The sequence below is a fragment of the Pseudomonas sp. B414 genome, assembly GCF_055408445.1.
In genome coordinates, this window is record NZ_JBUZTQ010000010.1 from 86,642 (window position 1) to 99,900 (window position 13,259).

The following is a 13,259-nucleotide window of genomic DNA, read 5'->3' on the forward strand; positions in this document are numbered from 1 at the left end:
CGGAAATTATCAAGGTTTCATCAAGAGGCTATTATGGTAGGCAAAAAGGTGCTGGTGGTTGAGGACGACGCCTTAAGTGCAAACACGCTCGAGGCATATCTTCGTGGTGACGGATTTGAAGTGGCTATCGCCGAGGATGGCGAGCGCGGTGTAGAAATGCATGCCCGTTGGAGACCGGATTTGGTCCTGCTGGATGTGATGCTGCCTAAACTTAGTGGTACGGAAGTTCTTTCAATCATTCGCCGTTTGGGAAACACACCGGTAATTATGGTGACTGCGATTGGTGACGAGCCAGAAAAATTAGGGGCACTTCGTTACGGTGCAGATGACTATGTTGTTAAACCTTATAATCCTAAGGAGGTGGTTGCCAGGGTAGTTGCAGTTCTTCGTAGAACAGATGCCGGTGTCCTTGCGCCAAAAAATCAACTTCGCGATGGTTCTCTACTGGTTGATCTCCAAACATTTACCGCGCATGTAGAAGGAGGGAAAATGGGTGGCGAATTGTTGGATCTCACTCCGACTGAATTTAATTTATTAGCAACCTTGCTCCGCGCCCCATTCAAAGCATTTACGCGCAATGAGTTGTTAGAGGCGTGTTTGCCTGAAAGTGGAGCTTTAGATCGCGTTATAGACACTCATATTCACAATCTCCGCAAGAAATTGGAGGTGAATGGTATAACTGATGTGTTGGTCACCGTCCGAGCCGTCGGTTATCGGTTTCGGAGGGCACAATGAAACTCCCTTTTTCGCGTAAAACTCGCTCAACACTTTGGTACTGGGTTTGCCTACGCATGAGCTTGCTTGCACTAGGTGTGGTTTTCAGTATTACATTTGGCATGTGGCTACGATTTGCGATTTGGGACTACACCACGACTCAGCAGATCCCTGCGTCGGTAAGGCCCGAACTCGAAGAGCTTCGCGCAGATCCAAATTACAATCAAGCTCGATTGTGGGAGCTATTTCAACGTTATTATGACGTAGGAGACTTTCTCCCGGGTATGGCAAACCGTGATTGGTGGTGGCTTGCACTATTTGTCATGGTCTCAATACCGGTCGTGATTTTAGGTGGCCTATTGGCTTCTCGGCCATTGTCTCAACAATTTTCAGATGTTGCCCGTGCTGCCCGGAAAGTTGCACAGGGGGACTTTTCGGTGCGGGCGCCAAGTGTCCCTGGTGCTCCCGCCGAGCTTAGAAAACTGGCGAAAGACTTCAACAGGATGACTGCGAAGCTTGAGCAGTATGAGCGCGAGGTTCGTGTGTCCAGTGCGGTGCTCGCCCATGAGCTTAGAACTCCGCTCAATGCGGCGATGGGGCGCGTGCAAGGCATGCTGGACGAGGTGTTCCCCAGTGATCCTCAACAGCTAATGCTGGTCAAAGGTCAGCTTGACCAGTTGAATCGACTAGTGGGTGATTTGCATTTGTTGTCTCTGGCCCGGGCTGGTCAGTTAGCGATGGAGAAATACCAGTTTTCCGTGAATGAGCTGATTTCTGAGCGCCTTGAATGGGCTGCGCCTCAGATTGTCGCTGCGGGTGTCGTGGTGCAGGTTAATGCTGTACGTGAATTCACGCTGATGGCTGATCGAGATAGGATTGGCCAGGCGTTGTCGATTCTGATTGACAACTTGCTGCGCTATGCCGCTCAAGGTAGACATTGCGAAGTGACAGCAAGTCAGTTTGACGGTGCTTTTTTCTTGGTTGTCGCCGATAGAGGCCCTGGAGTGAAGGAGGACCAGCTATCACGCATGTTCGACCGTTTTTGGCGAGCTGAAAGTTCTCGCGCTCGGCCTTGGGGCGGTACGGGGTTGGGGTTGTCAATTGCCTCGGCGATTTGTGAGGCTCATGGCGGTAATATCAGTGCGTCCAACCGCGATGGTGGGGGCTTGGCTATTCAAATATCAATCCCTGCGCTTAATTGAGAACCTCCACACGGTAATCGTGGCGATCGTCGCGCACTGCCTTAGTGAGTATTGCTAAATCTTGATAAAATCTTGATATTTTCTGAATCGTTTATTGAAAAGCGCAGTGTAGCCTTGCTCTGTGCTTTTCAAATTAGACCATCGCTCCCCGTTTACTGACCGCTTGTGGGTTCCTGGTTAAGAATCTTCGAGTGTTCTATACGTTTACGTAGTTACTCAGTAAGAGTGGATGGTGTGTCGAACCCACGTTTAGGAAAACTTACATGCAGCAAAATTCTGACTGGATTATCTGTGAGCATTGCGATTCAGTTTTCGAATATGTAATGCTGGAATCTGGTCAGACAGCGTTTTGCACACGGTGCAAGGGAGTGCTTCAACAGGGATCTACATTTACGATTGAACAGTTGTTTGCGATCTCTATCGCCAGTGCGCTTTTGTTCGTCTTTGCTAATGTATTTTCTGTCATAGATGTGAGTTTTCAGGGGGTGGGTAATCAGGCAATATTGTGGTCTTCGGTTTGGGCATTAGCGCAAGGCGAAGTTACCCCGATCGCTTTTGTGGCTGGATTATGCATTATTTTGGCTCCGGGTCTGCAGATTGCTTTATTGTGCTGGTTGCTTGGATTTGCTAACCGACATCGACGTGCGCCCGGTTTCGAGCGCTGCATGCGTCTGCTAGTGGACTTAAAACCTTGGAGCATGCTCGAGGTATGTTTGCTGGGTATTCTAGTCGCGCTTATTAAACTGAATGGGTTGTTAGATGTTCGGCCAGGATTGGGGCTGTTGGCGTTAGTTTTACTTTGCGTTGTCAGTATTGTTGTAACCAATAAAAGCATTGAGCAGTTATGGGGCGAGGCGCGTTACGTATGATGGCCCGACGTCCTCCAAATGCCTCAGAGTTACAGTTGGTTCTTTGTCATACCTGTAAAAAGACATGCTCCATTCTCGTGAACATTTGTGATCGTTGTGGAGCACAACTTCACCACCGTAAGCCCAATAGCCTTATTCGAACGTGGGCGCTGCTCCTCACGGGCATGATTTTTTATCTGCCGGCTAATTTAATGCCGGTTATGCGTACTGATATTCTAGGTCATGGTCGTGATAGCACCATCATGGGTGGTGTGATCGAACTGTGGAAAAGTGGTGCTTGGGACATCGCGTTATTGATATTTGTAGCCAGTGTAGTAGTGCCGTGCATGAAGTTTCTTATTATGTTCCTGCTACTGACAAGCACTCAGCGCCGCAGCCGATGGCGCACATTAGAGCGATCCAGTCTCTATCGCATTGTTGAACGCATTGGCTATTGGTCCATGCTCGATGTGCTGGTCGTCGCGGTGCTGGCTGCACTTGTACAATTTCAGTTGTTGAGCAATATCGAACCCAGAATAGGGATCGTTTTTTTTGGCCTCGTGGTGGTCTTCACCATGCTGGCTTCTATGAGTTTTGATCCCCGACTTATTTGGGATTCTGAGGTAGAAAATGTCTGATCAACTGAGTGTCGGTGCTAACCAAGAGCCTGAAAGACCTCGTGTAAAAGATCGAAGCAAGGGCTTCTCACTGGTTTGGTTGCTTCCTATAGTTGCTGCATTGATCGGCGTATCGATGGCTGCGCATAACCTTCTGTCAGAGGGACCAGAAATCCAAGTCAGTTTTTCAAGTGCCGAAGGTCTCGTGGCGGGAAAAACTCAGGTGAAATACAAAAATGTAGTCATCGGCCAAGTCGCTAATATTTCTTTGAGCGATGATCGTGATCACGCTGTGGCGACTGTTCAATTAGAACGTTCCGCTAAAGCGTTTACAGCTCAGAATTCGCGTTTTTGGGTTGTTCGACCCCGCGTCGGTGCACAGGGTATTTCGGGCATCGACACGCTTATGTCGGGCGCCTTTATTGGCGCAGATCCCGGTGAATCAAGTGAAACCAAGGTAGCTTTCAAGGGGTTGGAAAGTCCGCCGCCAATAACCTATGGGCAGAAAGGGACGCGTTTTACATTGAACGCTGACGATCTTGGCTCGCTTGACGTCGGTTCTCCGGTTTACTACAGGCGCATCGAAGTCGGGCAGGTTGTCTCTTACCAGCTGTCTGTTGATGGCAAAGGTGTCGAAATCGAAATTTTCATTAACGCGCCAAATGATAAATTTATCACCTCTGGAACTCGATTCTGGAATGCCAGTGGGGTAGACGTGAGTTTTGGCGCAGAAGGGCTGAAGGTTAATACCCAGTCTGTGGCGTCCATCGTATCGGGCGGTATTGCTTTTATGGAGCCGCCCTATGGGGCCGATGCTAAAAATACTGAAGAGCATAGCGCCTTTCCATTATTTAAAGACCAAGCAACTGCTTTGGCTCCGCCAGATGGTGAGCCCTTCTTCATTCGAATGCATTTCGATCAGTCAATGCGCGGTTTAGCGGTAAATGCGCCTGTCGAATTCCTAGGCGTGAACATTGGGAAGGTTGTGTCCACCGATCTGGACTTCAACCCGTCAACCAATAGCTTCGCGGTTATGGTTGGCGCGGTTATTTACCCCCAACGCTTAGGCCAGGCTTATGACCAAATACTTACTGCGTATGGTACAGGTGAAGATGAAGACGGTAAAAAGTCAGCACAGTTAATATCAACATTCGTCAAAGAGGGGCTGCGCGCTCAAGTCCGAACAGCAAACTTGTTGACGGGCCAACTTTATATTGCACTTGATTTCGTCCCAAATGCTCAGCCCGTACATTTTAATTTAGCCGCTCGTCCTATGGAAATGCCAACAGTTCCTGGCAGTTTAGACAAACTGCAGGACCAGGTTCAGCGTATCGTGGAAAAAATCAGTAAAGTTCCGTTCGAGCAGATTGCAGGTAACTTCAATAACAACTTAGTAGAAATGCGTAAGACGTTGCAGCAGGTTAATGGACAGGTACTGCCGCAAATGCGTGATGCGTTAGGCCAGACACAAAAAACGCTGACCATAGTCAACGAGAGTTTTGCTGAGGACTCCCCACAGCGCCAGCAGTTTGGTCAGGTGATGGATGAAGTACAACGTTCTGCACGATCAGTGCGTGTGCTTAGCGATTTGCTGAGCCGACACCCAGAAGCGTTGATTCGCGGCAGAGTGAAGGATGGGCAACCTGACGGTATTCGCTCAAGCAATTCCTCTTCACCCGCTCTATCTTCGGAGTCTTCTGAGTGAAAATAGGTTTTTATGTCCTTGTAGCGTGCCTAACCCTGACTGCTTGCAGCTCTGCGCCCACGCATTATTACACGCTGATGCCTGCTACGGATTCACTTATCACCCCAACAGTGGTGCCGTTTCAGTATGAGCTGACGACCGTTAACGTACCGGCTCAAGTTGATCAGCCTCAGATAGTTGTTCGTCAAGGAGAGAGTGGCGTTCAGATACTGGAGACAGAACGCTGGGCCTCCCCTTTGTCAGATGAGGTGAGATCTGCGCTACGGCATCACCTAAGACTGCAGATGGGGCGGGCGGACAGTGCGGGTGTCGCTCGCGACTCAGGTTTGCAAAATGCGTCTATACAGGTCGACATACGTCGTCTCGAGATGGTTCCAGGGCACTATGCTTTGATTGAGGCAATTTGGAGCCTGAGAAATACTAGGGGAGCTGGTCCACGCAGAAGCTTGAGCTGCACATCAGTGATTCGTCAGGAGGCGACCGCTGAAATGAGCGCGTTGGTTTTGGCGCATCAACAATTGATAAGGGAGCTCAGCGTCCGCATTGTTCAGACGGTGATACCTTGGATGGCAAGCTCGGACTACGCTTGCCCAAATTAAATCAAGGATTTCTACAAACTCTGGCTGTGCGGCGGCTACAGCCTAATTAGCTAACGAGGAAACCGAATGAAACAGTGGATATGGCTTCTTATGGCGATAGTACTTGAGGTTGTGGCGACGCTCTCACTCCGCGCTGCAGTGGATAATCCTCAGTGGATCGTGGTCGTTATTTGCGGCTATGTGGGGGCGTTTGTAGCGCTTTCCATGGTGCTGCGAGAAGGCATGGCTATTGGCGTCGCCTATGGTATCTGGGCCGCTTGCGGAGTGGCGTTTACCGCCGTGGTGGCACACATTTTGTTCAGCGATCCCCTTACTTGGATTATGGGACTAGGCATCGTTTGCATCATCGCTGGCGTCTGGCTAGTTGAAGCGGGATCTGTCGCATCTCATCGCAAAGTGGAGGAATGACAATGAGTTGGATCTACTTGATTGGTGCCATTTTGTTCGAAGTCGCAGGCACGCTCTCAATGCGTGCTTCAGATGGTTTTCGCCGTAAAGTATGGATTTTGCCAGTTCTGGCTTCCTATTTAATTGCGTTTTCATTGCTCAGTTTGACTCTTGCTGAAGGGTTGAGTGTCGGAGTCGCTTATGGGATATGGTCTGCCTGTGGTGTGGCCCTGACTGCAATTGTTGCGAACTATCTTTTTAAAGATCCACTTACTAAATTAATGGGGTTGGGTATTGTCTTAATCGTTGGTGGGGTTTTGCTAATTAAACTAGGCGCTCAGCAGGCTGGTTGATTGTGTCATGCTCGCAGTTAATGCTGGTCAAGGGGATGGTAGGATAATTTTTCACTAGTACTACGCATCTCGGAATCTCCCCTGGCGGTATTTTTATAGAAAAATCTTAAGTGATGGAAGAGTTAAATATCTGAAATTAAGGGGTGTGGGTATGAAAAGAGTCATCATGGCAATACTTCTGTTTTTTTTTCCTCTGCCTCGCAGGCCGTTGAGCTGTCCTCGTCTGTTGGTTCGACAAGTCAGGGCGGCCTGACTGGTCGCGCTGGTCTGAGCGTGAATTGGGGCAGTTCATGGTTGCAGAGTCGAATAGGGAAACTTACAGGATATTGGGATTTTGGTTACACCTTTTGGGAGGCTGGTAGAAAAGCTGGTGCTAGACATTCCTTATCTTTTGCTCCCGTTTTCGTCTACGAATTCGGTACCTCTCACATCAAACCTTTCATAGAGTTGGGGGTGGGTTTAGCCGTTTTCTCCGGAGGAAATGCAGGTGATAGGGCTATGGGGTCCGCTTTAACTTTGAGGATCGTCTAGGTGCTGGCTTGAAAATCGGTGAGACTCAAAAAGTAGGTGTTCGAGCAATACATTACTCAAATGCTGGGATAAAAGAACCGAATGATGGGATTGAGTCTTTTTCTTTATTCTATAGTCGCGCTTTTTAGTGCGCCTCTGCAAATGCTTTGAAGTTATGCTGATCAGACTGCTGGCTAAATTTCTAACGTCTGATATCTGAAGTTTTAGATATAATCTTTTGCACAGTGATTGTTGTTTCGGCATGTTTAATGCGAGGCGCGCGATCGCGCTGTATCCTATTTTTTTACGAGCGTTGGTTTTATGTGTTCGCGCTATTTTTGCGCGAGACCAGGTGTTTCAATCATTAAGGGCTAATATATGAATGCTTCAAAAAGTGCGTGGCGTGCAAGTTTGGTATGTGGGTCTTCGCATAAAGCCTCAGATAAAATCCATTATTTTGGGAGAGGCTGTTTTTTGATCGCGGCGGTTTTCGGTATTAGTGCGTGTGCCTCGCATACTCCACTAAAATCTGACCAGGCGACGTCTTATCAGGGCTTGGCAGCAAGTGGTGAAAACGAGATGTCGATTCCTCCCCAGCCTGTCGATTTTGGTCGGTATAGAGTGGCCGTTATAGAGTCGGTGCAGGTTGCTCCTGCCGTTGCCAAGGAAGTATCTCCTGAGGTCTGCACAGAAATTTCAGACGTGCTGCGTGATGATGTTAATGCGCAGATGCGAAAGAAGTTTGATTTGAAGGGTGACCCTACTACTGAGCCGGTTCTTCGTATAAAAATTCGTATTACACGAATTACAGAGGCATCTCCTGTGATCAATACTGTAACTTCCTTGGCCATAGGACCGCTACTGAACGGCGCCTTGGCTGTCGAATTGGAGGCGTTAGATGGCAACACTGGGGAGCAAAAGGCAATGTTGTTGTGGGCAGGCTCGGGAGGACTTAAGGAGTTCTTTGGGAACTATAGCCGTACCTCCCACGCACGTACGCTCGCTGGACGCTTCGCCGTTGATGCTACAGCGTTCATCTCTCCGTTGAGTAAACGCTGACGCTGAGCCGATTAGGCGGTGAATTAATAATTAATGGGGAAAGGTGGCGTGTGATAAACGTTTTCAATGATGATGTAAATGCTGGTGGCCTCACACGAGTTACTAGCAGGATGGCTGCTAGTGATATTAACAACACAGATGCAGCTAAGTTACAGCTCTCTAATGTAGCAGCTGCAAGAGGTGCAAACAGTTCAGAAGTTGATAAAGAAACGAGTAGGGGGGAGGGTAACTCTGGCGCTGCATCATCTGATATAATGTCGCAATTGAAACGTCAGATAGCTCAGCTTCAAAAGCAGCTCCAGCAAGAACAACAACAGCTACAAAAAATTCAATCCAGCCAACAGGCTGCCGAGTTGAAAGCGGCCGCCGTTGGCGCTGTTCAGACTCAGATATCAAGCACGTCAGCAGCGTTACAGACTGTAATGGCTGCATTGTTGCAAGCTGTAAAAGGCGCTGGGAGTGAAAATTCTGGCAATATGGTTAACGTCACTGCATAAGAGAACGGCCACTCTCATTAGAGAGTGGCTTTTTTACGGTGGCCCTTGTTGCTTTTGGTAACCTAGCTCGCTGCTAATGCTAAAGCTGCAATCCAATAATAATTCTCGATATTGCGTTTCAATCCCGTCGGGATCCATTACTGCATCGGGCCCAGACAGATTAATAGCGGCCACTACTTTCCCGCTATAATCTTTGATTGATGCTGCAATAGCTGTCGAATAATCGGACCGATGCAGTACCCAGCCTCGTGCTCTGTCTTCGGCAATCAAGCTTTGTAATTCCACTAGTGTACGGGGTGCTGGGTTCGGATAGTCGTCCAGACGGATGTGTTGATAAAGTTGTCCTAGCTCTATTTCGCCAAGTGAGGTTAGAAGCATACGACCCATTGCGGTACAGTGGCACGCAATGCGCGTGCCCACAGGAATATTCACCGAGAGCCGCTGGGCGGCGAAGGCCCGATATAGATAGACGCTGTCACTTTGCTCACGAATGCTTAGATGGCAGGACAAAGATGTGCGATCACGCAGCTCGTTTAAGTGCGGCATCGCCACTTCGACTATATCGCGGCTGGCCAGGTAACTGAAACCATCGCTGATGACGCGAGCGCCGAGTTCGTATTGAGTGTTGTGTTTGTTCAGATAACCCATTTTGGTCAGAGTGAATAGGATGCGGTATACCGCCGAAGTGCTGACCCCCAGCCGCTCAGCGATTTCCTGAATGCTTAGGATGCGTGTGCCGGCGTTGAACATGCCCAGCACACTGAGCCCACGGGTAAGAGCGGGGACACTGTAGTCGGTGTCATTGTCGGGCGTTTCGGCCATTTTCATCCGGGCGTCTCCTTGATAATAGCCCTAGTACTGCCCGTAGCGGTCCGGCTTGCCGGCAGTGAGGCTTTTGAAACCGCTGCCGCCGATAAGCTGTGCTGATAAAGGAGTTGAGTTCACTGGAGTGCTTCAATCTCCAACACCTGCCCATCGAACTCGGTAACGGCATCCATCACTGCGTCCTTGAAATACGCCAGCGACGCCCGGTCGAAGAGGATCTGGAACGCCGGTTGGTCTTTCGCTCCCAGGTTGATCACGATCACGTTGATGCGGGCCGCCGAGGTCTGCGCGACAGCGCCCGGCGGAAAGGCAGCGGGGCGCAGGTCGACGCCACAGAGTTTGGCCATGACTTCGGCAATGCATACGCCACTCAAGTGCAGCCAGGCGTGACTGTCTTCCCGGGGCAATAGGTAGTTGGCGCTGTGATCCAGCTCCCAGCGCGCTTCCTCATCGGCGATGCGTTCGCCACGGTCCTGAAGACTGCCGAGAATCAGGTACTCAGTCTGCGACAGGCGTGCCACATGGCTGCCATCGGCCTGAGTGACCGCCCGGTTTGGCTCATCCGGCAGGTTAAAACCTCGCGCCTGCAAGTAATCGGCGCTTTGTTGACCGCGAAAGCCGACCCTCGGTACTTCGGTCAGATCGACCAGCACGCATTGTTGTAAAGCGCCGAGCTGAAGCGGAGCGGGTTCGATGTATGTTTCTGTGTTGAGGCTCGACATGTCAGAGCTCCTGGCGCTGGTTTTCAGGATCGAAGAAAGGCAGTTTCACCACCGTGGCCTGGACGATCACGCCGCCCTCCACCCGAATCGGAATCTGCTGCCCTGGCTGGCTCTGATCGAACGCGGCATAGGCCAGGCCGATGATCGTGTCCAGGGATTGCGAGTACTCGCAGGAGGTCACGTTGCCGCTGATGTCCGGACCGCGGAGCACCAGATGGCCTTCCAGCGGTTGCGGGCTGGTCTTGGGCAGCGTGAAACCCACCAGTTTGCGTTTCTGCGGCTGGGCTTCGAGGATGTCCACCGAGCGGCGTCCGACGAAGAACGGCTTGGTCCGGCTCACCGCCCAACCCATGTCGATCTCTCCGGGATGGGTCATGCCGTCGGTGTCCTGACTGATGATCACGTGGCCTTTTTCCAGGCGTAGCAAGCGTTGGGTCTCGACGCCGAACGGGCGGATATCCAAAGCCTTGCCGGCTTCCATCAAAGCGTCCCACAGCTTCAGCGCATGGCGCGCGGGAAGGTGAATTTCATAGCCCAGTTCGCCGACGAAACCGACTCGTAGCAAGCGCGCCTTGATTCCCGCCACCGTGCCCTGACGCACGCCCAGATAAGGGAAGCCTTCAGCGGACAGGTCCAGGTCCTGGCATACCTTTTCCAGCACTTTGCGCGAATCCGGCCCAGCCACGTTGACCGCCGAAATCGCCGCCGTGACGTTGGCGATGTCCACATCCAGCCGCCACTGTGCGTTCCACTTGAGCATCTGCTGATAAATGCGATCAACGCCGCTGGTGGTGGCGGTGACGTAAAAATGGTGCTCGCCGAAGCGTGCGCACACACCGTCGTCGATCACCGCGCCCTGTTCGTTGGTCATTAGCGCATAACGGGAGCGACCAATCGGTTGCTTGAGGAAGGCGAAGGTGTACATACGGTTGAGCAGTTCGGCGGCATCCGGGCCGCGCACGTCCAGACCGCCCAACGTCGAGACATCGATGATGCCGACCTTGTTGCGCACGTGCAGCGCTTCAGCCTGCATGCACGCGTCGCGCTCGCTGGCCTTGCCGTAATACGCGGGACGCTGCCAGATGCCGGCAGGCATCATCTTCGCCCCGGCCTCCACATGCCGTTTGTGCATTGGCGTCTGGCGGTACGGATCGAACGCCCGCCCTGCGACATGGGCGAGTTTCTCGGCTTCAAAAGGCGGACGTGCCGTGGTGACGCCGGTTTCGCTGACGCTGCGTTGCGTCGAGGCGGCAACCAGCCGTGCGGTTGGCAGCGCCGAATGACGCCCTTGGGACGGGCCCATGCCGACCGTGGAGTAGCGCTTGACCAGCTGGATGTCGCGGTAGCCGATTTTGGTGGCATTCACTATGTCACGCACCTGCAGGTCTTCATCGAAGTCGACGAAGTCCTTGCCCTTGGGGTGTGGGAAGATCGGCCATGGGAAGTTCACCTGCGCTTCCGGGCGCATCGCCAGCGGCCTGGCAGCGAGTTCCAAATTCAGCGCCATGACGATATTGGCTGCAGCGTGAATTGCATCGGCCAGCACGTTGTCCAACGCGTGATAACCGTGGGCCGAGCCTGCAACGGTGAGGTTTTTCGGTAGACCGCTGAGGGTGAATTCCGCCAGTTGGTCATCGTAGGCCAGCTTGCCACCCGCCTGGCACAACAACTGATAGACCGGCATGTAGCCGCCGGACATGCACAGCAGATCGCAACCCAGAACCAGACCGCTGCTGGCCACCTGGCCTTGTCCGGTGATCTTGCGAATGTCAGCGCCGCTGACGTGGCGCATCCCTTTTTCGTGCAGCGCCTCAAACACGGTGCTGCCCAAGTGACAGACCACGCCGCGCTTTTCCAGCGCCAGTAGCAGGCTGCGGTCGGCGGGGTTGCTGCGCATGTCCACGAGCGCTACCACGTCAACGCCCTGATCGTGCAAGTCCATCGCCGCCAGGTAGCCGTCGTCGTTGCCCGTCAACACCACCGCGCGTTTGCCCGGCTTGACCGCGTACAGCTTCATCAGGCGTTGCGCGGCGCTGGTCAACATGACGCCGGGCAAGTCGTTGTTGCGGAAGATCACCGGCTGATCGAACGAGCCGCTGGCGATCAGGCATTGCGTAGCCCGCACTTTGTACATGCGCTTGCCCTGAATCACCGGCAGGTAGTTGTCAGTGAACCAGGCGTTGCAGGTGGCTTTTTTCAGCACGCGAATGTTGGCGTGGCCTTCGACGGCGCTGACCAGTTCACGACGCAGGGTTTCGGCGCGGGTGCCTTCGAGGTCGAAGCGGGCGTACGTCAGCGAGCCGCCGAGGACCGGCTGTTGCTCGATCAGCAGCACCTTGGCGCCCGCGTTGGCGGCAGTCAGGGCGGCCTGAAGACCGGCCGGGCCTGCGCCGATCACGGCCAGGTCCGCGAACAGATAGGCTTTGTCGTAATACTCGGGCTGGAATTTCAGGTCGAGCACGCCCAGGCCGGCCTTCTTGCGAATGATCGGCTCCCAGAGTTTCCACGCGCCCTTGGGCTTGTAGAACGAGCGGTAATAAAAGCCCACCGGCATGAACTTGGAGAACTTGCCGAGGTAAGCGTCCTTGTCGTTGTCCAGCGAGCCGTTGAAGTTCTGCCCGGTGACCTGCACGCCGTTTTCCAGCAAGTGACTGTCGGCCAGCACGTTGGGCTCGCTTGGCAGCTGCACCAACGTGTTGGCGTCTTGCCCGGCCATGGTCAGGGGGCCGCGTGGGCGGTGGTATTTGAACGAGCGAGACAGCAGAAAGCGGCCGTTGGCAAGCAGGGCGCTGGCGATGGTGTCGCCGGCAAAGCCCTGATACGGATTGCCATCGAAACTGAAATCGAGTGGCTGATTACGGTCAATCAGCAGCCCCATGGGGGCGGGAAGGCGGCTCATCGGGTGGTCTCCCTGGGGGCAACAGCGGTGAATTCCACGCGGGCGTTGAACAGTTCTTTCGGGTCGAAGGTGCGCAGGATTTCGTCGCTGCCGGTGTGGCGCTCGGCCAGAAACCAATAGCTGGAGGGGTTGTGCATCCACCATTCGCGCACCACGCCCAGAGTGTCTTCGCTGTTGAACACGTAATCGGCCCACTCGGCGTCGCTGCAGGTCTGAGGATCGGGCATCTGCTTGAACTCGCCGCCGTAGGTGAATTCGCTGATATTGCGCGGCCCGTTGAGCGGGCAAGTCATGACTTTCATGTGTCTCTCCTGGCTCAAGG

At 52.8% G+C, this 13,259-nt stretch carries 14 protein-coding genes and 1 pseudogene; 11 read left to right on the forward strand and 4 right to left on the reverse strand.

Going from position 1 to position 13,259, the window contains the following annotated elements:
- Positions 1-33: 33 nt before the first annotated feature.
- The 11 genes and pseudogenes from ACZRMH_RS11235 (at position 34) to ACZRMH_RS11285 (ending at position 8,491) form a co-directional block, all read left to right on the forward strand.
- Positions 34-735 carry a response regulator gene (locus ACZRMH_RS11235; protein ID WP_198832037.1) on the forward strand — a complete coding sequence of 234 codons (702 nt, stop codon included), beginning with the start codon at positions 34-36 and terminating at the stop codon, positions 733-735.
- On the forward strand, positions 732-1,916 hold the full coding sequence (locus ACZRMH_RS11240; protein ID WP_102879490.1) for an ATP-binding protein: 1,185 nt from the start codon (positions 732-734) through the stop codon (positions 1,914-1,916). The genes ACZRMH_RS11235 and ACZRMH_RS11240 overlap by 4 nt, the downstream gene beginning before the upstream one ends.
- 263 nt (positions 1,917-2,179) lie before the next feature.
- Positions 2,180-2,785 carry a paraquat-inducible protein A gene (locus ACZRMH_RS11245; protein WP_198832035.1) on the forward strand — a complete coding sequence of 202 codons (606 nt, stop codon included), beginning with the start codon at positions 2,180-2,182 and terminating at the stop codon, positions 2,783-2,785.
- On the forward strand, positions 2,782-3,402 hold the full coding sequence (locus ACZRMH_RS11250; protein WP_232103917.1) for a paraquat-inducible protein A: 621 nt from the start codon (positions 2,782-2,784) through the stop codon (positions 3,400-3,402). Before ACZRMH_RS11245 ends, ACZRMH_RS11250 begins: the two co-directional genes overlap by 4 nt.
- Positions 3,395-5,086 carry a PqiB family protein gene (locus ACZRMH_RS11255; RefSeq protein ID WP_102879488.1) on the forward strand — a complete coding sequence of 564 codons (1,692 nt, stop codon included), beginning with the start codon at positions 3,395-3,397 and terminating at the stop codon, positions 5,084-5,086. Before ACZRMH_RS11250 ends, ACZRMH_RS11255 begins: the two co-directional genes overlap by 8 nt.
- 77 nt (positions 5,087-5,163) lie before the next feature.
- Positions 5,164-5,685: a PqiC family protein gene (locus ACZRMH_RS11260; RefSeq protein WP_102880063.1), complete on the forward strand. Its 522-nt coding sequence runs from the start codon at positions 5,164-5,166 to the stop codon at positions 5,683-5,685.
- Positions 5,686-5,751: 66 nt separating this feature from the next.
- Positions 5,752-6,093, forward strand: a complete 342-nt coding sequence (locus ACZRMH_RS11265; protein WP_102879487.1) for a DMT family transporter — start codon at positions 5,752-5,754, stop codon at positions 6,091-6,093.
- Positions 6,094-6,095: 2 nt separating this feature from the next.
- Positions 6,096-6,425, forward strand: a complete 330-nt coding sequence (locus tag ACZRMH_RS11270; protein WP_102879486.1) for a DMT family transporter — start codon at positions 6,096-6,098, stop codon at positions 6,423-6,425.
- Positions 6,426-6,560: 135 nt separating this feature from the next.
- A pseudogene (locus ACZRMH_RS11275) lies at positions 6,561-7,084 on the forward strand (acyloxyacyl hydrolase).
- Positions 7,085-7,313: 229 nt separating this feature from the next.
- Positions 7,314-7,994: a DUF3313 family protein gene (locus tag ACZRMH_RS11280; RefSeq protein WP_102879485.1), complete on the forward strand. Its 681-nt coding sequence runs from the start codon at positions 7,314-7,316 to the stop codon at positions 7,992-7,994.
- Between the two features lie 110 nt (positions 7,995-8,104).
- On the forward strand, positions 8,105-8,491 hold the full coding sequence (locus ACZRMH_RS11285; protein WP_146036628.1) for a hypothetical protein: 387 nt from the start codon (positions 8,105-8,107) through the stop codon (positions 8,489-8,491).
- Between the two features lie 33 nt (positions 8,492-8,524).
- Here ACZRMH_RS11285 and ACZRMH_RS11290 read toward each other — a convergent pair whose 3' ends face one another.
- The 4 genes from ACZRMH_RS11290 to ACZRMH_RS11305 all read right to left on the reverse strand — a co-directional run bounded on the left by ACZRMH_RS11290 (position 8,525) and on the right by ACZRMH_RS11305 (position 13,239).
- A complete protein-coding gene (locus tag ACZRMH_RS11290) occupies positions 8,525-9,319 on the reverse strand; it encodes an IclR family transcriptional regulator (protein ID WP_102879484.1) in 795 nt (264 codons plus the stop codon).
- A gap of 113 nt (positions 9,320-9,432) precedes the next feature.
- Positions 9,433-10,038 (reverse strand): sarcosine oxidase subunit gamma, encoded by a 606-nt coding sequence (locus ACZRMH_RS11295; protein ID WP_102879483.1) that lies wholly within the window; start codon positions 10,036-10,038, stop codon positions 9,433-9,435.
- A gap of 1 nt (position 10,039) precedes the next feature.
- On the reverse strand, positions 10,040-12,937 hold the full coding sequence (locus ACZRMH_RS11300) for a 2Fe-2S iron-sulfur cluster-binding protein (RefSeq protein ID WP_197880422.1): 2,898 nt from the start codon (positions 12,935-12,937) through the stop codon (positions 10,040-10,042).
- Complete coding sequence (locus tag ACZRMH_RS11305) at positions 12,934-13,239, reverse strand: sarcosine oxidase subunit delta (protein WP_169905043.1); 306 nt, start codon at positions 13,237-13,239, stop codon at positions 12,934-12,936. Before ACZRMH_RS11305 ends, ACZRMH_RS11300 begins: the two co-directional genes overlap by 4 nt.
- Between the last annotated feature and the right edge of the window lie 20 nt (positions 13,240-13,259).